Annotated in this window: 23 protein-coding genes and 1 tRNA gene; 10 read left to right on the top strand and 14 right to left on the bottom strand. The window is 72.9% G+C overall.

Going from position 1 to position 22,533, the window contains the following annotated elements; genetic code table 11:
• Window positions 1-26: 26 nt before the first annotated feature.
• Window positions 27-569, bottom strand: a complete 543-nt coding sequence (locus ABFY03_RS20815; RefSeq protein WP_319014097.1) for a GlcG/HbpS family heme-binding protein — start codon at window positions 567-569, stop codon at window positions 27-29.
• Window positions 570-1,053: 484 nt separating this feature from the next.
• Here ABFY03_RS20815 and ABFY03_RS20810 point away from each other — a divergent pair, with 484 nt between their 5' ends.
• From ABFY03_RS20810 to ABFY03_RS20795, 4 genes are all read left to right on the top strand, one after another.
• Window positions 1,054-2,184, top strand: a complete 1,131-nt coding sequence (locus ABFY03_RS20810; RefSeq protein WP_346172276.1) for a sensor histidine kinase — start codon at window positions 1,054-1,056, stop codon at window positions 2,182-2,184.
• Window positions 2,181-2,801 carry a response regulator transcription factor gene (locus ABFY03_RS20805; protein ID WP_319014098.1) on the top strand — a complete coding sequence of 207 codons (621 nt, stop codon included), beginning with the start codon at window positions 2,181-2,183 and terminating at the stop codon, window positions 2,799-2,801. The genes ABFY03_RS20810 and ABFY03_RS20805 overlap by 4 nt, the downstream gene beginning before the upstream one ends.
• Before the next feature lie 67 nt (window positions 2,802-2,868).
• Window positions 2,869-4,074, top strand: coding sequence for an FAD-dependent monooxygenase (locus ABFY03_RS20800; protein WP_346172275.1), 1,206 nt, complete (start codon window positions 2,869-2,871; stop codon window positions 4,072-4,074).
• Window positions 4,075-4,105: 31 nt separating this feature from the next.
• Entirely contained in the window at window positions 4,106-4,606 is a 501-nt protein-coding gene (locus tag ABFY03_RS20795; RefSeq protein WP_319014099.1) for a hypothetical protein, read from the top strand.
• Window positions 4,607-4,764: 158 nt separating this feature from the next.
• On the opposite strand, the gene ABFY03_RS20790 is transcribed toward ABFY03_RS20795, so the two are convergent.
• Window positions 4,765-5,421: a pentapeptide repeat-containing protein gene (locus ABFY03_RS20790; RefSeq protein WP_346170572.1), complete on the bottom strand. Its 657-nt coding sequence runs from the start codon at window positions 5,419-5,421 to the stop codon at window positions 4,765-4,767.
• 108 nt (window positions 5,422-5,529) lie between these two features.
• Between ABFY03_RS20790 and ABFY03_RS20785 the strand changes: the two genes are divergently transcribed.
• Window positions 5,530-6,528 carry a zinc-binding dehydrogenase gene (locus ABFY03_RS20785; protein WP_319014101.1) on the top strand — a complete coding sequence of 333 codons (999 nt, stop codon included), beginning with the start codon at window positions 5,530-5,532 and terminating at the stop codon, window positions 6,526-6,528.
• 6 nt (window positions 6,529-6,534) lie between these two features.
• Here the strand turns inward: ABFY03_RS20785 and ABFY03_RS20780 are convergent, their stop codons facing one another.
• The 4 genes from ABFY03_RS20780 to ABFY03_RS20765 are packed head-to-tail and all read right to left on the bottom strand — an operon-like array spanning window position 6,535 to window position 8,524.
• Window positions 6,535-6,897, bottom strand: a complete 363-nt coding sequence (locus tag ABFY03_RS20780) for a hypothetical protein (RefSeq protein ID WP_319014102.1) — start codon at window positions 6,895-6,897, stop codon at window positions 6,535-6,537.
• Between the two features lie 9 nt (window positions 6,898-6,906).
• Entirely contained in the window at window positions 6,907-7,389 is a 483-nt protein-coding gene (locus ABFY03_RS20775) for a GNAT family N-acetyltransferase (protein WP_319014103.1), read from the bottom strand.
• Between the two features lie 4 nt (window positions 7,390-7,393).
• Window positions 7,394-8,281: an aminoglycoside phosphotransferase family protein gene (locus tag ABFY03_RS20770; protein WP_346170571.1), complete on the bottom strand. Its 888-nt coding sequence runs from the start codon at window positions 8,279-8,281 to the stop codon at window positions 7,394-7,396.
• A gap of 9 nt (window positions 8,282-8,290) precedes the next feature.
• The gene (locus tag ABFY03_RS20765) at window positions 8,291-8,524 is read right to left on the bottom strand and encodes a thioredoxin domain-containing protein (protein WP_346170570.1); all 234 of its coding nucleotides are present in this window, start codon (window positions 8,522-8,524) and stop codon (window positions 8,291-8,293) included.
• A 265-nt stretch (window positions 8,525-8,789) separates the two neighbouring features.
• On the opposite strand from ABFY03_RS20765, the gene ABFY03_RS20760 reads away from it, so the two are divergent.
• Complete coding sequence (locus tag ABFY03_RS20760; RefSeq protein WP_319014106.1) at window positions 8,790-10,184, top strand: NAD(P)/FAD-dependent oxidoreductase; 1,395 nt, start codon at window positions 8,790-8,792, stop codon at window positions 10,182-10,184.
• Window positions 10,185-10,245: 61 nt separating this feature from the next.
• On the opposite strand, the gene ABFY03_RS20755 is transcribed toward ABFY03_RS20760, so the two are convergent.
• Window positions 10,246-11,970: an FG-GAP repeat domain-containing protein gene (locus ABFY03_RS20755; protein ID WP_346170569.1), complete on the bottom strand. Its 1,725-nt coding sequence runs from the start codon at window positions 11,968-11,970 to the stop codon at window positions 10,246-10,248.
• A gap of 106 nt (window positions 11,971-12,076) precedes the next feature.
• A tRNA-Thr gene (locus ABFY03_RS20750) sits at window positions 12,077-12,150 on the bottom strand.
• A 182-nt stretch (window positions 12,151-12,332) separates the two neighbouring features.
• Here ABFY03_RS20750 and ABFY03_RS20745 point away from each other — a divergent pair.
• The 3 genes from ABFY03_RS20745 (at window position 12,333) to ABFY03_RS20735 (ending at window position 14,829) form a co-directional block, all read left to right on the top strand.
• Complete coding sequence (locus ABFY03_RS20745; protein ID WP_319014108.1) at window positions 12,333-13,430, top strand: ABC transporter ATP-binding protein; 1,098 nt, start codon at window positions 12,333-12,335, stop codon at window positions 13,428-13,430.
• A 219-nt stretch (window positions 13,431-13,649) separates the two neighbouring features.
• Window positions 13,650-14,066 carry a hypothetical protein gene (locus ABFY03_RS20740; protein WP_031009799.1) on the top strand — a complete coding sequence of 139 codons (417 nt, stop codon included), beginning with the start codon at window positions 13,650-13,652 and terminating at the stop codon, window positions 14,064-14,066.
• A 46-nt stretch (window positions 14,067-14,112) separates the two neighbouring features.
• Window positions 14,113-14,829 (top strand): nucleotidyltransferase family protein, encoded by a 717-nt coding sequence (locus ABFY03_RS20735; RefSeq protein WP_346170568.1) that lies wholly within the window; start codon window positions 14,113-14,115, stop codon window positions 14,827-14,829.
• 81 nt (window positions 14,830-14,910) lie between these two features.
• Here ABFY03_RS20735 and ABFY03_RS20730 read toward each other — a convergent pair whose 3' ends face one another.
• The 6 genes from ABFY03_RS20730 to ABFY03_RS20705 all read right to left on the bottom strand — a co-directional run bounded on the left by ABFY03_RS20730 (window position 14,911) and on the right by ABFY03_RS20705 (window position 21,117).
• Window positions 14,911-16,494: a DoxX family membrane protein gene (locus ABFY03_RS20730; protein ID WP_319014110.1), complete on the bottom strand. Its 1,584-nt coding sequence runs from the start codon at window positions 16,492-16,494 to the stop codon at window positions 14,911-14,913.
• A 117-nt stretch (window positions 16,495-16,611) separates the two neighbouring features.
• Window positions 16,612-17,565 carry a 23S rRNA (guanosine(2251)-2'-O)-methyltransferase RlmB gene (gene rlmB, locus ABFY03_RS20725; RefSeq protein ID WP_031009794.1) on the bottom strand — a complete coding sequence of 318 codons (954 nt, stop codon included), beginning with the start codon at window positions 17,563-17,565 and terminating at the stop codon, window positions 16,612-16,614.
• Window positions 17,566-17,654: 89 nt separating this feature from the next.
• Window positions 17,655-19,052, bottom strand: coding sequence for a cysteine--tRNA ligase (gene cysS / locus ABFY03_RS20720; RefSeq protein ID WP_319014111.1), 1,398 nt, complete (start codon window positions 19,050-19,052; stop codon window positions 17,655-17,657).
• A gap of 64 nt (window positions 19,053-19,116) precedes the next feature.
• Window positions 19,117-19,632, bottom strand: coding sequence for a 2-C-methyl-D-erythritol 2,4-cyclodiphosphate synthase (gene ispF / locus ABFY03_RS20715; RefSeq protein WP_319014112.1), 516 nt, complete (start codon window positions 19,630-19,632; stop codon window positions 19,117-19,119).
• Window positions 19,622-20,371 (bottom strand): 2-C-methyl-D-erythritol 4-phosphate cytidylyltransferase, encoded by a 750-nt coding sequence (gene ispD / locus ABFY03_RS20710; protein WP_319014113.1) that lies wholly within the window; start codon window positions 20,369-20,371, stop codon window positions 19,622-19,624. Before ispD ends, ispF begins: the two co-directional genes overlap by 11 nt.
• A gap of 263 nt (window positions 20,372-20,634) precedes the next feature.
• The gene (locus ABFY03_RS20705) at window positions 20,635-21,117 is read right to left on the bottom strand and encodes a CarD family transcriptional regulator (protein WP_003953493.1); all 483 of its coding nucleotides are present in this window, start codon (window positions 21,115-21,117) and stop codon (window positions 20,635-20,637) included.
• Between the two features lie 689 nt (window positions 21,118-21,806).
• On the opposite strand from ABFY03_RS20705, the gene ABFY03_RS20700 reads away from it, so the two are divergent.
• The gene (locus ABFY03_RS20700; protein ID WP_346170567.1) at window positions 21,807-22,457 is read left to right on the top strand and encodes a copper chaperone PCu(A)C domain-containing protein; all 651 of its coding nucleotides are present in this window, start codon (window positions 21,807-21,809) and stop codon (window positions 22,455-22,457) included.
• The last annotated feature ends 76 nt before the right edge of the window (window positions 22,458-22,533 follow it).

The raw sequence follows: 22,533 nt of genomic DNA, 5'->3' as shown, positions 1-22,533 counted from the left end.
CCCGTAGAGGGGGCGAGCGGCGGGTGTCACTTCGCCAGCTCGGCGACACCGGCCCGGGCGAACTTCTCGTCCAGGTCGCCGGAGGGGGCACCCGCCACGCCGATGCCGGCGATCGGGCCGCCGTCGGCGGCGACCGGGGCACCGCCGCCGAGGAACAGGGTGCCCGGGATGTCCTTCAGGTTCGGGGCCTGCTCCAGGCGCTTGGCGAGCTCGGAGGTGGGGGCGTTCCAGGAGACGGCGGTGAACGCCTTGCGGATCGCCGACTCGTACGACTGCGGGCCGGCGCCGTCGCCGCGCAGGGTGACGAGGGTGTTGCCGTTGCGGTCGACCACGGCCACGGAGACGCGCTGGTTCTCCTTCTCGGCGGCCTCCAGGACGGCCTCGGCGGCGTCCGTGGCGGCGTCGACGGTGAGGTGCGTGGTCTGGCGCAGGTGGTCGCCGCCCGCGTCGGCCTTGGCGACGGCGGCGGGAGCGGCGGCCGGAGCGGAGGCGTTCGCCGCGACGGCGCCGAAGGTGCCGGCGGTCAGGACGGCGGCGGCGGTCGCACCGAGGACGATCTTCTTCTTCATGGTGGCTCCCGAGGAGGTCGTGGCGGACCTGATCGGTCCGGCGGAGGAGGGCGTCTCCCCCGCTCCGAGATCCATCCTGGGTCCGGGACCGGCCCCGTACGGTCCACGGTCCGGCTGCCCTCCCGGCGCGCACCGGACGATGCCGGGGTCAGCCGATCGGCTGATGCCGGGGTGGTCCGCGCGGGTCAGCATGGATACGTACACCCAGGTCAGCGCCGTGCGTAAGGAGGCGAGACGGATGGACCGGACCGGCCGGCACCCGCGGCACGCCGCACCCACCCCGCCCGACCGGCGCACCCCCGGCGCCGCGCACGACCGCGACCCGCGCGCCGCGCACGCCCCGAACCGGCGCGGCGGCGCCGTCGACCCCGGCCCGCGCGGCGGGCACGACCCGCGGGACGCGTACGGCCCCGGCCCCCGCGGCGCCCTCGACCCCGACCCGCGCGCCGCGCACGACCCCGACGCCGGCTGGCTGGCGCGGGTCATGCACGTGGCGTTCTTCCTGCTGCTCGGCGCCTCCCTGGCGCGGTTCCTGCTGCGGCACCCGTGGGAGGCCCGCAGCCCCTGGATCATCGCCCTGTGCGGCGCGCTCGCCGCCCTGTACCTGCTCGGACCGGTCCTCGGCACCCGGGCCACCCCGCGCCGGATCGCCTGGCTGTGCACGGTCGTCGCCGTGTGGGTGGTGCTCGTCGTCCTCGCGCCCAGCTTCGCCTGGTGCGCGGTCCCGCTCTTCTACACCGGCCTGCGGACCCTGCCCCACAGGGCGGCGTTCGGGCTGGTCGCCCTCCTCACCGCCTTCGTCGTCTTCGCGCAGGTCCAGCTCTCGCACGGCGGCTGGGACCCCAACCTGATCGTCGCCCCGCCGGCCGTCGCCGCCATCGCCACCGGCGTCTTCGTCCACGCCGACCGGCAGGCGGCCCGGCAGCGGGCCCTCATCGACGACCTGATCCGCACCCGGCGCGAACTCGCCGCGATCGAGCGGCGCGAGGGCACCCTCGCCGAGCGGCAGCGGCTCTCCATGGAGATCCACGACACCCTCGCGCAGGGCCTGTCGAGCCAGCAGATGCTGCTCCAGGCCGCCGACCGCACCTGGGACACCGACCCGGCGACCGCCCGCCGGCACGTCCGCACGGCGGAGTCGATCGCCGAGCGGAACCTCGCCGAGGCCCGCCGCTTCGTCCACGACCTGGCCCCCGCCGACCTCGCCGAGGGCGGCGGCCTCGAACAGGCGCTGCGCGGGCTCGCCGCGCGCGAGTCGGCCGAGTTCCGGGTCGACGGCACGCCGGTGCCGCTGCCGGACCGGGCCCAGTCGGCGCTGCTGCGGATCGCGCAGGGCGCGCTCGCCAACATCCGGGAGCACGCCGCCGCCACCTCGGCCGCGCTCACCCTCACCTACCTCGACGACCAGGTCGTCCTGGACGTCGCCGACGACGGCAGCGGCTTCGACCCGTCGGCCGCCCGCGACGGCGGCGACGTCCGCGGCCACGGCCTGCCCGCCATGCGGGTCCGCGCCCAGCAGCTGGGCGGCACGCTTACGGTGGAGTCGACCCCCGGCGAAGGCACGGTGCTCTCCGCCGCCATCCCGCTCGCACCCCCCGTGGAGGCCCGCCCGTGACCGTACGCATCCTCCTCTGCGACGACCACGTCGTGGTCCGCGCCGGCCTGCTCGCCCTGCTGGGCTCCACCCCGGACATCGAGGTCGTCGGGGAGGCCGGCAGCGGCGAGGAGGCGGTCGCGATGGCCGCGAAGCTGAAGCCGGACGTGGTCCTGATGGACCTCCAGCTCGGGCCCGGCATCGACGGGGTGGAGGCGACCCGCCGGATCGCGCCGACCGGCGTCCACGTCCTCGTCCTCACCACGTACGACACCGACGCCGACATCACCCGCGCCATCGAGGCGGGCGCCACCGGCTACCTCCTGAAGGCCGAGCGGCCCGAGGAGCTGTTCGCCGCGATCCACGCCGCCGCCCAGGGGCGCACCGCCCTGTCGCCGCCGGTCGCGAGCCGGGTCATGGACCGGATGCGGGGCGCGGCGGGCCCGTCCCTCACCGACCGCGAGCGGGACATCCTCGGCCAGCTGGCGCACGGCCTCGGCAACAAGGAGATCGCCCGCGCGCTCTTCATCAGCGAGGCCACCGTCAAGACCCACCTCGGGCGGATCTACGCCAAGCTCGGCGTCGACACGCGGGCCGGCGCCGTCGCGGTCGCGAAGGAACAGCGCCTGCTCCCCTGAGCCCCCCGGGACTGCTACCGTGCGCTGTCGTTCCAGTGCACAGCGTCATGTCCCCGTGGGAGCGCACGTGAAGATCGCCGTCGTCGGTGGCGGGCCCGCCGGCCTGTACCTCTCGATCCTGCTGAAGCGCCAGGACCCGGGCCACGAGATCGCCGTGTACGAGCGGAACGCGGCCGGCTCCACCTACGGCTGGGGCGTCACCTACTGGGCCGGGCTCCTCGACAAGCTGCGGGCCGGCGACCCGGAGTCCGCCGCCGCCGTCGCCGAGGCCTCGGTGACCTGGACCGACGGCCTCGCGATCGTCCGCGACGAGCGGACCGTGCACCGCGGCGACGCGGGCTTCGGCATCGGCCGCCGCCGGATGCTCGGACTGCTCGCCGACCGGGCCACGGCGCTCGGCGTCGAGGTCGCGTACGAGCACCAGATCGCCGGCCCGGACGCGCCGGAGCTGGCCGGCGCGGACCTGGTCGTCGCCGCCGACGGCGTCCACAGCGTCCTGCGCGAGGCCCACGCCGACCACTACGGCACCGCCTTCACCACCGGCCGCAACCCGTACATCTGGCTCGGCACCAGCAAGGTGTTCGACTCCTTCAGCTTCGCCTTCAAGGAGACCGAGCACGGCTGGATCTGGTGCTACGCCTACGGCTTCAGCGGCGAGCGCTCCACCTGCGTCGTCGAGTGCGCCCCCGGCACCTGGACCGGCCTCGGCCTGGACACCATGCCCGAGGGCGACTGCCTGGCGCTGCTGGAGAAGCTCTTCCACGACCTCCTCGACGGACACGAGCTGATCGGCCGCGACCGGGGCGCCGAACCCGCCCAGTGGCTCCGCTTCCGCACCCTCACCACCCGCGCCTGGCACCACGGCCGGACCGTCCTCCTCGGCGACGCCGCCCACACCACCCACTACTCGATCGGCGCCGGCACCACCCTCGCCCTGGAGGACGCCCTGGCCCTGGCCGAGGCCCTCCGCACCCACCCGGACGACCTCGACACCGCCCTCACCGCCTACGGCAGGCGGCGGCGCGCCGAACTGGTCTCCGCCCAGAGCGCGGCCCGCCTCAGCGCCCAGTGGTACGAGAACCTGCCCCGCTACATGGACCTGGAGCCGGACAAGATGTTCGCCCTCCTCGGCCAGCGCCACTCCCCCCTCCTCCCGTACGTCCCCCCGCAGCTCTACTACCGGATCGACCGCGCCGCCGGCCGCCTGGAGGCCCTGCGCCGGCTCAAGCGCTGGCTGGGCCCCCGGCTGGCGCGGGCGGTCCACCGCGTCTGACACCACCGCGGGGGCGTGACACCATCAGGGCGTGCTCGACATCGGCTACTCCCTCTCCCGGCGCTTCCCCGACCCCCCGCAGACCGACTACCGGCGGGCGGACGTGCACGCGCTGCGGCACGACCTCTTCTGCGGGGACGTCTACCTCGCGGACACCGAGGAGGACCGGGAGGTGTCCACCGCCTGGGGATGGGTGCCGGTCCTCGACTTCGCGTGGGCGCTCTGCGACATCGTCGAACAGCTCGACAGCGACCCGCGGGGCAGCCGCGCCTCCCGCCCCCAGTACGCCGAACTGGACTTCACCGAGTCCTCCGACCTGATGCTCTTCGAGCGCCGCTTCGGCTGGGTCGACGTCGAGGCGGACTGGATGCCCGGCGACGAACGCCCGCTCACCTTCTCTCACGCCGAACTCCGCCGCGAGGCCCGCGACTTCCTCCACGACCTGATCGCCGACCTCACCGACATGCACGAGGGCCTGGCCGACAACCCGGCCGTCTGGGACCTCCAGGCCCGCTTCCCCCGCGTGAAGTAGCCCCCCCCGGGAAGCCCGCGGAGACCCGCCCGACCCCCCGAACCCCCGCGCCCCCAGGGGCTCGGCCGGACTCCCGGCTCATGGCCACCCCCGGAAAACCCCCGTCGTGAGCGGCGGCGGCCCGGAGCGCTTCTCCCGGGCCGGGCCGGGGCCGGACCTCAGTCCTCCACCCGCACCCCCAGCCGCGCCGCAAGAACCGGGGCCAGGTCGAGCAGCTGCGTCGAGGAGATCACCGCGCCCGCCAGCGACTCCACCCCGCGCGCGATCTCCAGGCGCCGCACCCCGCGCAGGTCCACGTCCGTCAGCCTCGCCCCCGACACGTCGACCCCGACCAGCTCGCAGTCCACGAACGCGACCCGCTCCAGGACCGCCCCGCCGAAGTCCGGCTCCACCAGCACGCACCCCTCGAAGACGACGTCCCGCAGGGTCGCCGCCCGCAGGTTCGGGTAGTCCCACTTCCCGCCCCGCACCAGCACCCGCTCCCACGCCGAACCGTGCAGCTGCGTCCCCCCGAACCGCGCCTCCACGACCTCCGCGTCCCGTAGCTGCCCCCCGGACAGGTCGGTTCCCACGCCCCGTACGGACTCCAGACGCGAGTCCAGGAAACGCGCCCCCGTCAGCCGCGCCTCGTCGAGCGCGCACTCCCGCAGCACGCAGTCCAGGAACCGCGCGCCCTCCCCCGAGGCGCCCGCCAGATCGAGCCCGGCCAGCTCCAGGCCGTCGTAGTCCCCGTCGGGCTCCAGCCCGCCCTCGTACGGCTCCAGGGGAGGCAGCCGCAGCTCCACCCGGCGGGGCGCCTTGGTCGTTCGCTTCATACGGCCATCCTGACGCACGCCACCGACAGCCACCCGCCTTGACCTCAAGTGAGGTTCAGGTACGAGCCTGGGTCCCGACCGCACGCCCGCGACGACAGGGGAACCGTCATGCACGCCGTCCGACTCCACGCCTTCGGCCCCGCCGAGAACCTCGCCTACGAGGAGGTGCCCGACCCCGTGCCCGGCCCCGGCCAGGTCCGGATCGCCGTCGCCGCCGCCGGCGTCCACCTCCTCGACACCGCCCTCCGCCAGGGCAGGACCGGCCCCTTCCCCGCCCCCACCACGCTCCCCACCGTCCCCGGCCGCGAGGTCGCCGGCACCGTCGACGCCGTCGGCGACGGCACCGACCCCGGCTGGCTCGGCAAGCGCGTCGTCGCCCACCTCGGCATGAACCCCGGCGGCTACGCCGAACTGGCCGTCACCGACGCCACCCGCCTCCACGAACTCCCCGACCACCTCGGGGACGCCGAGGCCGTCGCCATGATCGGCACCGGCCGCACCACCTTCGGCATCCTCCAGTTCACCGACCTCGGCCCGGAGTCCGTCGCGATCGTCCCCGCCGCCGCCGGCGGCATCGGCACCCTCCTCGTCCAGTACGCGAAGAACGCCGGCGCCACCGTCATCGGCCTCGCCGGCGGCCCCGCCAAGGTCGCCCGCGTCCGCGACAACGGCGCCGACCTCGCCGTCGACTACACCCGCCCCGACTGGCCCGACCAGGTCCGCGCGTTCCTCGGCGACCGCACCGCCACCGTCGTCTTCGACTCCGTCGGCGGCACCACCGGCCGCACCGCCGTCGACTTCCTCGGCAAGGGCGGACAACACCTCGTCTTCGGCTGGTCCAGCACCGGACTCCACGACGGCGAAGCCCTCACCTTCACCGAGGAGGAGCTGACCGCCCGCGGCATCACCTCCGGCTCCGTCCTCGGCCCCGTCATGATCCAGAAGGCCGGCGGCGACGTCCGGAAGCTCGAACTCGCCGCCCTCGCCGCCGCCTCCACAGGCACCCTCCGCCCCGCGATCCACCCCTTCCCGCTCGCCGAAGCGGCAGAAGCCCACCGCGCCCTGGAGACCCGGGGCACGATGGGCAAGGTGGTCCTGGTTCCCTGAGGAGGCTCAGACGCCGAGCACGTCCCAGGAATGCGCCTTGAACTCCTTGCGGAAGTCCTCGTGGTCCTCCCACATCCGGGCGATGGAGCGCAGCGCGTCCCAGTTGTGCTCCAGCGCCTGGTCCACCACCTGACGCAGCTCCGGCGCCGTCTCCCGCTTCTCCACCAGACCGCCGACCTGCGAGGCCGCCTGCACCGTGTAGCGCAGTGCCCGCAGGGCGCGGGAGGTGTCGTCCATCCCGAAGCCGTGGTCACTGCCGTTCGCCGGGTCGAAGAGCGGCGTCAGCCGCGCCTCGATGAAGGCGGTGATCCGCTGGAAACGGGCCTCGACGCCCATGTCGTCGCCGTGATTGCCGTGGTCGTTGCACATAGGGACTTCCTACACCGTCGCCGGGGCGCCCAGCGCCGCCAGGGCCCCGTCCGTCAGACGGTAGACCGACCACTCGTCCTGCGGGCGGGCGCCCAGCGACTCGTAGAAGTCGATCGACGGCCTGTTCCAGTTCAGCACCGACCACTCCAGGCGCTCGTAGCCGCGCTCCACGCAGATCCGCGCCAGCTCCGTCAGCAGCGCCTTGCCGTGACCGCCGCCACGCGCCTCCGGACGGACGTACAGGTCCTCCAGGTAGATGCCGTGAACCCCGCGCCACGTCGAGAAGTTGAGGAACCAGAGCGCGAAGCCGACCGGCTCCCCGGCCTCGGTCTCCGCGATGTGCGCGAAGGCGGCCGGACGCTCGCCGAAGAGCGCCTCGTGCAGCTGCTCGGTGGTGGCCCGGACCTCGTCGAGGGCCTTCTCGTACTCCGCGAGGTCACGGATCAGGGCATGGATGACGGGCACGTCGGCCGGAGTGGCGGTACGGATCATGCCCTCAGCGTGCCAGCAGCGCCCGCGCGACGACCACCCCGTCCACGCCGAGCTCGTCCTCGCCCTCCTCGACCTCCCACAACCCGTTCTGCAGCACCCGCCCCAGCGTCCACGCCCGCGCCCGCTCCCGGTCCAGCCCCAACCGCTCGGTGAGCAGGTCGAAGCGCCACCGGATCACGGCCGGATCCGGGTCCCACAGATTGGTCAGCGCCGGCAACAGCTCGAAGCCCGGATCGCCGGCGAGCGGCTTCGGATCGATCACCAGCCACGGCTCGCGCTCCGCGCCCAGCACGTTGTCGTAGTGCAGGTCCCAGTGGAGCAGCCGGTCCCCCGGCTCGCCCGCCACCTCCCGCACGGCGGCCGCGCAGTCCGCGAGCAGCGCCGCGTCCTCCGCGGCGAGCCGCGCCACCGCCCCCGGCACCCGCGCCAGCATCCGCGCGGCGATCGCCTCCAGCCGCCGCAGCCCCGGCGGCGCCGCCCGGACCGACAGCCGCGCCAGCAGCCCCGCCAGGACCCGCACCGCCTCCCGCTCGTCGCCCAGCCGCGACAAGTGCCGCCGGTGGTCCGCCCGTTCGAGCAGCATCGTGCCCGTCCCCGGGTCGTGCTCCAGGAGCCGTACGACCCCGTCCCCGGCCCACGCCCGCAGCGCCGCCGGCTCGCCCTCCGTCTCCGCGTCGAGAAGCTGCAGCTTCAGCGCCGCCGGCGTGCCGTCCGCCCGCACCACGGGCAGCACCAGCGACGCCACCCCGTGCAGCGACGGCCCGTCGAGCCGCAGCCCCCACCGGCCGAGAAACTCCTCCGCCCGCCCGGGCAGCGCGGCCACGAACGCGCGCCCCGCCTCGCCGTTGTACCGCTCCTGGGTCTCCGCGAGTTCCTCCGGTACGTGAATCACCCGCCGACCCTACGGGCCGAGCGCCCCGTCCAGCAGCCTCCCGAACTCCCCCGCCTCGTACAGCCCGCCGCCGCCGTCCAGCGCCTCCCCGTCCACCAGCACCGAGAACGCGGCGAACCTCGCGCAGGACGGGCACCGCGGATCCGCGTACACCGTCACCGTGTGCGGCGCGTCCACGGCACCGACGACGATCTTCGTACCCTCCACCGCCGACGGCAGCACACCCACCACCTTCGCGCGCACCGCCGCCGCCTTCCCCTCCCCACCCCCGACGCACCCGCGGACGCCGAACACCCCACCCCCGCAAAGCCGATGACACCCGCGGCGAACACGGCCCCGAGGGCACGCCGAGACCTGCGCACAGGCATGGAGGGATCCTTCCGGAGCGACGAAATCCGCACCCCCGAACCCAGGCGCGCCCCCCACCCCCACCGGCCGCCGCAAGACCCGTTTCCAGGGGACCGACGCCCCCGGTACCCTCCCGCCACGCACCGGGAAGAGGGACTACATGAACACCAGCACGGTCAACGGCGGCATCTCGTTCTGGTTCGCGCAGCAGGGCCTGCCGGACCCCCGCGAACCGCTCCCCGGCGACCGGACCGCCGACGTCTGCATCGTCGGCGGCGGCTACACCGGCCTGTGGACCGCCTACTACCTCAAGAAGGCCGCGCCCTTCCTCGACATCGTCGTCCTGGAAGCCCGCTTCTGCGGCTACGGCGCCTCCGGCCGCAACGGCGGCTGGCTCTACAACGGCATCGCCGGCCGCGACCGCTACGCCAAGCTCCACGGCCACGACGCCGCCGTCCGCCTCCAGCAGGCCATGAACACCACCGTCACCGAGGTCCTCGACGTCCTCGACGCCGAGAAGATCGACGCCGACCAGCACCGCGGCGGCGTCCTGGAGGTCGCCCTCACCCCCGCGCAGCTCGCCCGCCTCAAGGAGTTCCACGCCGTCGAGCACGCCTTCGGCGAGACCGACCGCGAGATCTACGGCGCCCGCGAGACCGCCGAACGCATCCGCGTCGCCGGCGCCGTCGGCTCCTCCTGGACCCCGCACGGCGCCCGCCTCCACCCCGTCAAGCTCGTCAACGGCCTCCGCGCCGCCGTCGAAGCCCTCGGCGTCACCCTCCACGAGTCGACCCCGGTCACCGAGATCAGGCCCAAGCACGCCGTCACCCCCTACGGCACCGTCCGCGCCCCCTACGTCCTCCGCTGCACCGAGGGCTTCACCGCCTCCCTCGCCGGCCAGCGCCGCACCTGGCTCCCCATGAACTCCTCCATGATCGCCACCGAACCGCTGACCGACGCCCAGTGGGAGTCCATCGGCTGGAACGGCCTGGAGACCCTCGGCGACATGGCCCACGCCTACATGTACGCCCAGCGCACCGCCGACGGCCGCATCGCCCTCGGCGGCCGCGGCGTCCCCTACCGCTACGGCTCGAAGACCGACAACGACGGCCGCACCCAGCCCCAGACCGTCAAGGCCCTCCACGACCTCCTGATCCGCTTCTTCCCCCAGCTCGCCGGAATCCGCGTCGACCACGCCTGGTCCGGCGTCCTCGGCGTCCCCCGCGACTGGTGCGCCACCGCCACCCTCGACCGCACCACCGGCATCGGCTGGGCCGGCGGCTACGTCGGCTCCGGCGTCGCCACCACCAACCTCGCCGCCCGCACCCTCCGCGACCTCATCCGGCAGGACTCCGGCCAGGGCGGCGCCACCGACCTCACCACCCTCCCCTGGGTGAACCACAAGGTCCGCAAGTGGGAGCCGGAACCCTTCCGCTGGCTCGGCGTCCAGACCATGTACGCCGCCTTCCGCGGCGCCGACCGCCGCGAGACCTCCACCCACACGGCCACCACCGACCGCGTGGCGACCTGGGCCAACCGCATCGCCGGCCGCTGACCCCCGGCACGACGAAGGCCCCGAACCCCCCACGGGGTCCGGGGCCTTCGTCACGCACGCGTCAGAACAGCGCGTTCAGCGAAGAGACGCCCTCACCGAGCGAGATCTTCACCCGCCCCAGGTACGGAGCCGCGGCCTTGCCCGTGCCCTGGTACAGGTACACGTTCCCGGAACCGTCCCGCGCGACCAGGTCGGCCCGCCCGTCGTCCGTCAGGTCACCCGGCGACGACACCAGCGAGTACCCCTGCCAGCCGGAGCCGACCCGCACCCGCGTGCCGTACGGCACGTCGGCCCGGCCGGTCGCCGGGTACAGCCACAGCACACCCGCCGTGTCACGGGCGATCAGATCGGCCCGCCCGTCACCGTTCAGGTCACCGGCCCCGGTGAACTGGTTGTAGATCCCCCAGCCACCGCCGACCCGCACCCGGGTCGCGAACGGCGCGGTCGTGCTCGTCGTGCCCTTGTACAGCCACAGCACGCCCGACGCGTCCCGCGCGATCATGTCCGGCCGCCCGTCACCACTGACGTCCCCGACACCGACCAGCTGGTTGTAGATCCCCCAGCCACTGCCGACCCGCACCCGCGAGGTGAGCGGCTCGTACCAGTTGCCGGTCGTCCGGTACGACCACAGCACACCGGACGTGTCACGGGCGACGACACCGCCGCCCTCCGCCTCGATGGTGATCGGGGCGAGCTTGGTGACGGCGTTGTAGATGCCCCAGCCGCGCCCGACGGTCTCCGACCACTCGTAGAACGGCGCGGACGCCTTGCCGGTGCCGTGGTGCCAGTGCAGCAGCCCGCTCTTGTCCCGGGACACCATCGCGTAGTGCGTCGGCACGGGACGGGAGCTCTGGACCACGAACTCGCTCCGGGTCTCCGGGTTCTGCTCGCCGTTGTCGTACACCTGGAACATCGCGTACGTGCCGATCCGCCACGCGGCCGCGGACGGCGTCGCCTTCACCGTGTACGAGATGGTGACGTCGACCGGCCCCGCCGTTCCCGGGTCGATCTCGCACGTGACGCCGTCGGCCGCGAGATAGCCGCTGCTGAGGTCGCACTCCGTCGTGCCGGAGTCCTGGCGGACATCGGTGATCCCGACCTGGAGCTCGCCCTCCTCCCAGTGCCGCATGCCCTCGCCCGGCTCGAAGCCGATCTCGAGCCTGCCCTTGTCCACCGCGTGCACCTTGGCGGTGTGGGTGACCGTGGTGCCGACGGCCACGGGCGGGGTGGAGAGCTGGATCGTGTTCTGGGCGACGTGCTCCGCCGTCTTCACCGTGACGGTACGGGCGGCGTGCCGGCCGTCCTCCAGCAGCAGGTCGACCGTCTGCGCCTCCTTCACGGCCCGCGCGAGGTCACCGCCGCGCGGGACGTACACGAAGCCGTAGTGCAGCGTGGTGCCGTCGGCGGCCTCCGCCGCGGCCTCGACGCCGAGACGGGAGCTGTAGGGGTTCTCGTCCGTGACGGGGCAGGTGTACACCCCGGTCACCCCGGTCCGGGCCTGGCACCCCTCGTTCTGCAGCGACAGCCCGGCGGGGAAACCGCCCTTGGCCCACGTCGGGTCCGTCAGCGGCGCCTTGCTGAAGGCGTACACGAGGGTGCCTTCGAACGGACCGTCCCACGAGACACCGTTCGGGCTCACCTCGGCGGGCCACGTACCGGGCTGAACCACCCGGTCGGAGACGTCGAACATGGGGTACCAGTCATCGGCAGCCGCCGTCGACGCCCCCGAGACCAGCCCCGCCACCAGCAGCGCGGCCGTCCCCCCAAGTGCAATGGTTCTGCGCAAGCGATCAGTCCTTCGTCGCGAAACCGCACCCCCCCTGGGTGCGCGCCGCACGGTACCGCGAAGGCCCCGCCCCCCTCACAAGGGGGGCGGGGCCTTCGTCGTACAGAGCCGCCTGTCGGAATCGAACCGACGACCTCAAGATTACAAGTCAAGCGCTCTAGCCAACTGAGCTAAGGCGGCAGCGAGTGCAGTCTAACCAACCCCGCCCGGCCCACGGTCGGAAATCTCACGCCCTTCGAACTGCTGACAGATCCGGCGCCGCCAGGTAGCGTCGAGCAGAGTTCACCCAGGTGGACTAGACCTCAACTCTTCCTTTACTCGGATCGTCCGGCACGTTCCTGCCGGTGAAGGGGCGTATCACCATGGCTTCTGTCACTTTCGACAAGGCGACCCGGATCTACCCGGGCGCCAAGACTCCCTCCGTCGACCAGCTCGACATCGAGATCGGCGACGGGGAGTTCCTCGTCCTCGTGGGGCCCTCGGGCTGCGGCAAGTCGACCTCGCTGCGCATGCTGGCGGGTCTGGAGGACGTGAACGCGGGTGCCATCCGCATCGGTGACCGCGACGTCACCCACCTGCCGCCGAAGGACCGGGACATCGCCATGGTGTTCCAGAACTACGCGCTGTACCCGCACATGACGGTCGCCGACAACATGGGCTTCGCGCTCAAGATCGCCGGTGTCAACAAGAGCGAGATCCGCGCGAAGGTCGAAGAGGCCGCGAAGATCCTCGACCTCACGCAGTACCTGGACCGCAAGCCGAAGGCGCTCTCCGGCGGTCAGCGCCAGCGTGTCGCCATGGGCCGCGCCATCGTGCGCGAGCCGCAGGTCTTCCTCATGGACGAGCCGCTGTCGAACCTCGACGCCAAGCTCCGCGTCTCGACCCGTACGCAGATCGCCGGCCTGCAGCGCCGCCTCGGCATCACGACGGTCTACGTCACCCACGACCAGACCGAGGCGCTCACCATGGGCGACCGCGTCGCCGTGCTGAAGGACGGTCTGCTCCAGCAGGTCGACACCCCGCGCAACATGTACGACAAGCCCGCGAACCTCTTCGTCGCCGGCTTCATCGGCTCCCCCGCCATGAACCTGATCGAGGTCCCGATCACCGAGGGCGGCGTGAAGTTCGGCAACAGCGTCGTCCCGGTCTCCCGTGACGCGCTCGCCACCGCCGCCGCCAACGGCGACACCACCGTCGTCGTCGGCGTCCGCCCGGAGCACTTCGACGTGTCGGGCCCGACCGGCAAGGACGGCGTGGCCGTGACGGTCAACGTGGTCGAGGAGCTGGGCTCCGACGGCTTCGTCTACGGCTCCACCCGCGTCGGCGGCGAGGACAAGGACATCGTCATCCGCGTCGGCGGCCGTGAGATCCCGGCCAAGGGCTCCACGCTGCACGTCGTCCCGCGCGCCGGCGAACTGCACGTCTTCTCCAAGTCGACGGAGCAGCGCATCAGCGAGTGACCTCCGGCTCCGGCCGGAAAGGACCCCGTGGCGAACGGCCCCGTATCCCTTGCGGATGCGGGGTCGTTCGTTTAAACGGGCTTACCCCGGAAAACCCCGGCATTCGGGGCCCGCCCGACCGCCCCGCGTCAACACGGGATTCGAAAAGCCGCGTCGAACCATCCCCCGCGAGAGTGACTAAATGTCGCCATATCACTACCGGCCGCTACGCTCGCCTGCGTGACGCACACTGCCCGCCGAATCGGCCGCTCCCTCGCCCTCGTCCTGCCCGTCGTCCTGGTCCTGTCGGGAACGCTCGCGGTGTCCGCCGTCCCGTGGGCCGGCCAGGACGCCGAAGGCCAGATGCTGACCGCCTCCGCCTCGGACGTCTCCACCCGCGCGAAGTCCCGTGCCCCGCAGGACGTGCTGCGGGACCGGCTCCTCGCCGAGCTCCAGGAGAAGGACCCGGGCGTCGCCCTCACCCACCTCCAGCGCGAGGTGGAGAACCGTCCCTCGCTCGCCGAGCACTGCGTGTCGATCGCCCGCGCCCTCGGCCGCGCCGCGGTCGAGCACTACGGCCCGGCCCGCGCCCAGGCGTTCTCCCGGCCGGTCTGCGACACCTCGTACGCGACCGGCGTGATGCGCGCGACGGGCTGAGCGCCGTCACCGCGTCCGCGCCCGCGGGGCACCTATCGTTCCCCGTATGCACACCACTCCGACGCAGGCCGTGGTCCTGGCGGGCGGCCAGGGCTCACGGCTGCGCCCCTACACCGACGACCGCCCCAAGCCGATGGTCGAGATCCCGGGCACCGGGACCCCGATCATCGGCCATCAGCTTTCCTGGCTGGCCGCCGAGGGCGTGACCGACGCCGTGGTCTCCTGCGGGCACCTCGCCGAAGTCCTCCAGGAGTGGCTGGAGGAGGCCGATCTGCCGCTCAAGGTGACCACGGTCGTCGAGACCGAGCCGCTGGGCCGGGGTGGCGGCCTCAAGTACGCGGCGGCGCACCTGCCCGAGCCGGACCGGCCGTGGTACGCCACCAACGGCGACATCTGGACCCGCTTCTCGCTGCGGGAGATGGCCGCGTTCCACGACGAGCGGGACGCCACGGCCACACTGGCGCTGGCCCGCCCGCGGATTCCGTGGGGCGCCGTCGAGACCGACACGTTCGGGCACATCACCGACTTCGTCGAGGCGCCGCCGTCGCCGTTCCTCATCAACGCCGGCGTGTACGTCTTCTCCCCCGCGTTCACCGCGCTCCTGCCCGATCTGGGCGACCACGAGCGGACGACCTTCCCCCGTCTCGCGCGCGAGCGGCGCCTGGCCGGTTTCCCGCTGCCCCAGGGGGCGTACTGGAGGGCCATCGACACCGCGAAGGACCTGACGGAGGCCGCGAAGGAGCTTGCCGCGCAGGGCCACTGAGGGCCGCACGCGGGCAGCACGAAGGCGGCACCGCCCCTGGGGGACGGTGCCGCCTTTCCGGTGCGCGGGGGTGGCGCGGGCTCAGCCCAGCAGGCCGCCGATCGGGTTCTGCGGGGCCTCGCCGCCGCCGGTGGTGGCCTCCTCGGTCGGCGTCTCCTGGGTGGGGGTGCCGGTGGAGGAGCCGCCGGTGCTGGACGAGGTGCTGCCGGAGGTGCCGCTGGGGCTGTCGCTGGTGGTCGGCGGCGGGGCGGGTTCCGACTGGGTGGGGGTACGGCTGCTGGTGCTGCCGCCGCTGCCGTCGGTGGCGGTCGGCCGCTGTTCCTGCGTCGGGGTGGAGCCGCCGGTGCCGGTCTCGGTGGGCCGGGTCGCCTCCTGGGTCTCCTCGCGCTCCTCGCGGGCCTCGGTGGTCTCCGCCGCCGAGGGCTCGGGGCGGGCGTCACGCGGGGTCTCCGAGGGGGTGCGGCGGCGCTCCGGCTCGGTCGGCAGCGGCTGGCCGGGGAGGTGGTTGATCGGGTCGTCGTTCGGGCCGGGGACGGTGACCATCTCGGTGGAGCGGACGGCGCCGCCGAGGACCGAGCCGATGAGCAGGGTGAGGCCGACGACCACGGAGGCGAAGAGCACCGAGCGGCGCATCACGCGGCGGCGCAGTTCCCAGAGTTCGGCGCGGGGGCCGAGGGTGCGCCAGGCCTCGCCGGCGAGGCGGCCGTCGATCGAGTAGACGGGGGCGCCGGCGATGATCAGCGGGGACCAGGCGGCGAGGTAGATGATGTCGGGCGCGTCGTAGACGGGGACGGTCCGCCAGCTGACGGTGAGGATGAGCGCGGCGGAGAGGAGCGCGCCGACGACGGCGGCGACGCGCTGCCAGAGGCCGAGGACGGTGAGGACGCCGACGACGACCTGGAGGAAGGCGACGGTGAGTCCGGCGCCGACGGGGTGCTGGAGGGCGAAGTCGCGCAGGGGTTCGGCGAGCGGCCAGGGGTGGAGCTGGGTGAGCCACTTGACCATGGAGCCGCGCTCGCCGCCGTCGAAGTAGACGGGGTCGCAGAGCTTGCCCATGCCGGCGTAGATGGAGATGAAGCCGAGGAAGACGCGGAGCGGGAGCAGCACCACGCCGAGGTTCATGCGGCGGCCGGGGTAGTAGGCGTGCCGGACGCCCGCCGCGGAAGCGGCTGATGTCTCCGTGGAGCCGTGGCGGGCCTCTTCGTACGGCGCCGCGTCCGGTCGCATGTCGTACACGTCGTCGTAGGCGCCCTCGGCCCGCCGCATGGGCGGCAGGATCGGTGCGGCGGCCCCGGCGGGCACGACGGGGGTGGGCATCGTGTCGTCGATGCGGGGGATGGTCTGGGTGGTCGGCTCCAGCGTGGAGACGGCGCCGCCGGCACCGGCGGAGGACTCCCGTACGGCCTGGAGGAGTCCGGTCGCGCCCGGGGTGGCCTTGCCGGTCCAGACGACGGGGCGCCGGCGCGGCGCTCCCGCTCCGCCGGCACCGGAGAGGGCGGCCAGGCGCGGGTTCGCGCCGAACTTCGGCTGCTGGGCCGGCGCGAGCCGCACACGGAAGCTGGCGTGGTTCACGATCACCTGGGCGGGATCGGAATCCACCTTGACCATGCTCAGCGCGGGCTGATCGTCGAACCCCGGCCGGGGCGTTCTGGTGTCCACACTCATCTAACCGAGTGACGCGGGGTTTGGACACTGCCTTGACGGGCTCGGATGTCCGAGGTCCGTCAAGATCACGGCCGGGGCGGGTCCCCCGTACGGTTCGGTCCGTACGGGGGAGGCCGGTCACATGCGGCGGCGGGCGGCCTCGTAGAGGACGACGCCGGCGGCGACTCCGGCGTTGAGGGACTCGGCGCCGCCGGGCATCGGGATGCGGACGAGGAAGTCGCAGGTCTCGCCGACCAGGCGGGAGAGGCCCTTGCCCTCGGAGCCGACCACGATGACGACGGGGCCTTCGAGGGCCTCCAGCTCGTGGACCTCGGTGTCGCCGTCCGCGGAGAGGCCGACGACCGTGAGTCCGGCCTTCTGGTACTCCTGCAGGCAGCGGGTGAGGTTGGTGGCGCGGGCCACCGGGGTGCGGGCGGCGGTGCCGGCCGAGGTCTTCCAGGCGCCGGCGGTCATGCCGGCCGCGCGGCGCTCGGGGACGACGACGCCGTGGCCGCCGAAGGCGGAGACGGAGCGGACGACGGCGCCGAGGTTGCGCGGGTCGGTGACGCCGTCGAGGGCGACGATCAGCGGGTCCTCGTGCTCGTCGTAGGCGTGTGCGGCGAGGTCCTCGGGGTGTGCGTACTCGTACGGCGGGACCTGGAGGACGAGGCCCTGGTGGTTCAGGCCGTTGGTCATCCGGTCGAGCTCGGGGCGCGGCGCCTCCATGATGTTGATGTTGCCGCGGCCGGTGGCGAGGTTGAGGGCCTCGCGCACGCGCTCGTCGTTGTCGATGAACTGCTGGACGTAGAGGGTGGTGGCGGGGACGCCGTCGCGCAGCGCCTCGAAGACGGGGTTGCGGCCGACGACCATCTCGGCCTGGCCCTTGCCGCCGCGGCGGGCGACGGGCTTGCGCTTGGCCGCGTTCCGGGCCATCGCGTTGGAGACCCGGTAGGCCTTGTGGCCCTTGCGGTTCTCGGCCTTGGGCGTCGGGCCCTTGCCTTCCAGGGCGCGGCGTCGCTTGCCACCGCTGCCGACCGTCGCGCCCTTCTTGTTGGACGTGCGACGTCCCCTGCGCTGGCTGTTCCCGGCCATGACTGCTACCTGTTCCTCTGGCGTACGTGCGGAAGTCTGTAAGTGAAGTGTGCCGCCCGGGGCTCCGGGCGGCACGTCTTCGGGGTGTTCTATCGGTTGGCGATGGTCCAGCGGGGGCCGTCGGGGCTGTCCTCGATGACCAGGCCGGACTGGGTGAGCTGGTCGCGGATGGCGTCGGCCGTGCCCCAGTCCTTGCGCTCGCGGGCGGCTTCGCGCTGCTGGAGCACGAGGCGGACGAGGGTGTCGACGACGCCGTGGAGTTCCTCGCCGCCGCCGGACTCGTCGGCCCACTGGGGGTCGAGGGGGTCGAGGCCGAGGACGCCGAGCATGGCGCGGACCTCGGCGAGGCGGGCGATGGCCTCGTCCTTGTCGTCGGCGCCGAGGGCGCTGTTGCCCTGGCGGACGGTGGTGTGGATGATCGCCAGCGCGTGCGGGACGCCCAGGTCGTCGTCCATGGCCTCGGCGAAGGCCGGCGGCACCTCGGCGGCGGGCGGGACGGTCCGGCCGGCCTTCTCGGTGGCGCGCTGGACGAAGCCCTCGATGCGGCCGAAGGCGGCCTCGGCCTCGCGCAGGGACTCCTCGCTGTACTCGATCATCGAGCGGTAGTGCGGGGTGCCCAGGTAGTAGCGGAGGACGATGGGGCGCCAGTTCTTCACCATCTCGCTCACGAGGACCGAGTTGCCGAGCGACTTCGACATCTTCTCGCCGCTCATGGTGACCCAGGCGTTGTGCACCCAGTAGCGGGCGAACTCGTCGCCGAAGGCCTTGGCCTGGGCGATCTCGTTCTCGTGGTGCGGGAAGATCAGGTCGAGGCCGCCGCCGTGGATGTCGAAGGCGGAGCCGAGGTACTTGTGGGCCATGGCCGAGCACTCCAGGTGCCAGCCGGGGCGGCCGCGGCCCCACGGGGTCTCCCAGTCGGGCTCGCCGGGCTTGGTGGCCTTCCACATGGCGAAGTCGCGGGGGTCGCGCTTGCCGGAGACGCCCTCGTCGGGCTGGCGGAGGTCGTCCAGGTCCTGGTTGGAGAGTTCCAGGTAGCCGGGGAAGGAGCGCACGTCGAAGTAGACGCTGCCGTCGGCCTCGTAGGCGTGGCCGCGCTCGATCAGGCCGCGCATCATCTCGATCATCTCGGGGACGTGGCCGGTGGCGCGGGGCTCGTACGTGGGCGGGAGGCAGCCCAGGGCGTCGTAGCCGGCGTTGAACGCGCGCTCGTTCTCGTAGCCGATCGACCACCAGGGGCGGTTCTGGTCCTTGCCCTTGGCGATGATCTTGTCGTCGATGTCGGTGACGTTGCGGACGAAGGTGACGTCGTAGCCGCGGTAGGCGAACCAGCGGCGCATGATGTCGAAGTTCAGCCCCGACCGGATGTGTCCGATGTGCGGGGCCGCCTGGACGGTGGCGCCACAGAGGTAGATCGAGACGCAGCCCGGCGTGAGCGGGGTGAAGTCACGGATCTGCCGGGCGCTGGTGTCGTACAGGCGAATAGTCACCACTCCAGGGTAGTGGGCGGGTGGTAGTGCCCTGTGACCGATTCCCGGCCGCAGGGCACGTTTTTCACCGCTGCCGCGGCGATACGGGGTAGACCAGGGCGGTCGCGAGGGCGGCGAGGCCCTCGGCGCGGCCGGTCAGGCCGAGTCCGTCGGTGGTGGTGCCGGAGACGGAGACGGGGGCGCCGGCCGCCTCGCTGAGCGCCTTCTGGGCCTCGTCGCGGCGCTTGCCGATCTTGGGGCGGACGCCGACGACCTGTACGGCGATGTTGCCGATCTCGTATCCCTCGGCGCGGACGATCCGGGCGGCCTCGGCGAGCAGGGTGGTGCCGGAGGCGCCGGCGTACTCGGGGCGGGAGGTGCCGAAGTGGGCGCCGAGGTCGCCGATGCCGGCGGCGGAGAACAGCGCGTCGCAGGCGGCGTGGGCGGCGACGTCGCCGTCGGAGTGCCCGGCGAGGCCGTACCCGTCGCTGTCGGGGCCTTCCCAGAGCAGGCCGGCGCACCAGAGTGCGCGGCCCTTCTCGAAGGCGTGGACGTCGGTGCCGATGCCGGTGCGGGGGATGACGGGGGAATCAGAAGCCATCGTTGGCCCTCCTGCGGGCGAGTACGGCCTCGGCGAGGACGAGGTCGAGGGGGCGGGTCACCTTGAACGCCTCTTCGTGGCCGGGCACGACGACGACGGGCGCGCCGAGCCGTTCGACCATGCCGGCGTCGTCGGTGGCGCCCTCGCCGGCGAGGGCGATGGTGGCGTGGGCGTTGACCAGGGTGTCGCGGTCGAAGCCCTGCGGGGTCTGGACGGCGCGGAGGCGGGCGCGGACCGGGGTGGCGACGACCTGCTCGGGGTCGCCGGGGGTCCCGGCGGGCTCGACCTCCTTGACGGTGTCGGCGACGGGCAGCGCGGGGACGACGGCGACGGCGCCGTCGCGGACGGCCTCGATGACCGCGTCGACGGTGTCGACGGGGACGAGGGGGCGGGCGGCGTCGTGGACGAGGACGGTGGTGATGCCGTCGGGGAGCGCCTTGAGGCCGAGGTGGACGGACTCCTGGCGGGTGTCGCCGCCGGCGACGACGAGGTAGTCGGTGCGCTCGGGGAGGGCGTGGTCGTCGAGGAGGTGTTTGACCTCGGCGACGCCGTCGGCGGGGGCGACCACGACGACGAGCTGGACCGCGCGGGAGGCGGCCATGGCGCGGACGGCGTGGATGAGCATGGGGGTGCCGTTCAGCGCGCGCAGCGCTTTGGGGGCGCCCGGACCGAGGCGTACGCCCCGCCCGGCGGCGGGGATCACGACGGCGGTACGGCTGGGACGCGCTTCGTCAGACATCGGTTGCACTCCGGCAGGTTTGTTTCCGCGGGCGACGTGGGTATGGCGTCAGCAGGCTGTGGGACGACGCCTCGACCGGGCCCTTTCCGTGACGACGGTCGGGGCGTCGCCATGCGAGAGCCGCAGGTCCGGGGCTTGCTGGGGAGGAAAGTAGAGAGAGACGAACATGCCGCAGTGCCCGGCGACGGGACTGTGGAATCGGTGATTCACAGCTCGTCGGCGGGCACCGCGGCATTACTGCTGTGCATGGTGTGCGCCAGGCGTCAGGACGCGAGCACCTCGTCGAGGAGGGCCTCGGCCTTGTCCTCGTTCGTGTTCTCCGCGAGCGCCAGCTCGCTCACCAGGATCTGCCGAGCCTTGGCGAGCATGCGCTTCTCACCTGCGGAGAGACCGCGCTCGCGCTCGCGGCGCCAGAGGTCCCGGACCACTTCGGCGACCTTGATGACATCGCCGGAGGCGAGCTTCTCGAGGTTCGCCTTGTAGCGGCGGGACCAGTTCGTCGGCTCCTCGGCGTACGGCGCGCGCAGCACCTCGAAGACCCGGTCCAGTCCGTCCTGCCCGACAACGTCGCGCACGCCTACGAACTCCGCGTTGTCCGCCGGCACGCGAACCGTCAGGTCGCCCTGCGCGACCTTGAGCACCAAGTAGGTCTTGTCCACGCCTTTGATCTGGCGAGTTTCGATGGCCTCGATCAGCGCGGCCCCGTGATGGGGATAGACCACGGTGTCGCCAACCTTGAACGTCATGTGACAGGTACCCCTTCCGTGGCTATCCAGGGTAACACGGAAACGGCTTCTCCTGAATGGCGTTTCCGCAGGTCAGGGCATATCTCGGGGCTTGACAAGTGTGTCGCCCGCGTGCTGCGGAGGGCTTCCGGAAGGCGGTATTCGCAGGTCGGAGCGGCTGTGTCGACAGAGAGAAACGCGCACGTTACGCACATCCGGGACCCACCTGAGCGGGCGGTATGTCCTGTTTCGCCCGGTCGGGAGTGGGCTCGTTCACGTACTCCGTTCGAGGATCGACCACCCGTACGGAGGGATCGCGACGAGAATCCGGAATTGATCAGCGGGCGACCCGGCCGTGCTTTTCCGTAAGGGAAGGGATGCGGAATGCGACGCGACCGACGGAATTGATCACGTCGGTTATGTGAACAGCGGGCCAATGGGATGTGTTCCGGCCACCGCGCCGCACCGCGCGGGGGCGGGGCGGGGGCGGGGCCGCCGGGGGCTCCGGCGCGGCGCGGGCGGTACGCGGGGCGGGGCGGCCGGCCGTACGCGGGGCAGGGTGCGGGCCCTACGCGGGGCAGGGTGCGGGCGCTAAGGGGCGGGTCGGGTGCGGGACGGAGAGTCAGGCTCGGTAACCTAAGCGCGCTGACGCACCTTTAGCTGGTCCTTAGTCCCTCTTCCGTCCGTACGTCCTAGGAGTTGCCGCCGCCGTGAGCCGCAGCCTTCGACGCGGCGCCCTCGCCGCCACCGCCATCGTGTTCTCGATCGCCGCGCTGTCCGCCTGCGGTGCGGGCAACGACGCCCAGACGCTCGGGGTCCGGCCGGACAACGCCGCCGTCACGGTGGACGACGTCAAGATCCAGAACGCGCTCGTCATCACCCAGCCGACGCCCGGCGCCAAGGGCCCGGCCGTCGTCTCGGCGACCGTCTTCAACAACGGCCGCGCCGCGCAGACGCTGGAGTCGATCAGCCTGCCCGGCAGCAACGCGGCGGTCGTCCTCAAGTCCGCGAAGGGCAGCGGCCCGGTGGTCGTCCCCGCCGGCGGCTCCGTCGTGATCGGCGGCGCGGGCAACGCCTCCGCGACCATCGAGAACGGCCACGAGGCGGCGAAGAACGGCAACGCGCAGAAGGTCACCTTCAAGCTCAGCGAGACCGGTGAAGTCTCCCTGGAGGCGTTCGTCGTCCCGTCGACGAGCTACTTCAAGGAGTTCGGCCCCTCCGAGGTCCCGCTCCCGCCCGGCGCCACCCCCACCGCCGAGGCCACGGCCGAGGCCGGCGAGCACGGCTCGGAGCACGGCTCCGAGCACGGTGGCGGCCACGGCACCGAGGGCGGCGAGGCCAGCCCGACCGCCGGCCACTGAGCCGAACCGCACGACGCCGAGAGGGGCGCCCCCAGCTGGGGGCGCCCCTCTCGGCGTACGACGCTCTCCGGGCGGG

Origin of the sequence: Streptomyces roseofulvus (assembly GCF_039534915.1) — a bacterium.
Classification (GTDB): Bacteria; Actinomycetota; Actinomycetes; order Streptomycetales; family Streptomycetaceae; genus Streptomyces; species Streptomyces roseofulvus.
Note: the sequence above shows the minus strand (reverse complement) of the source record. Positions and strands in the feature narration are given on the sequence as shown.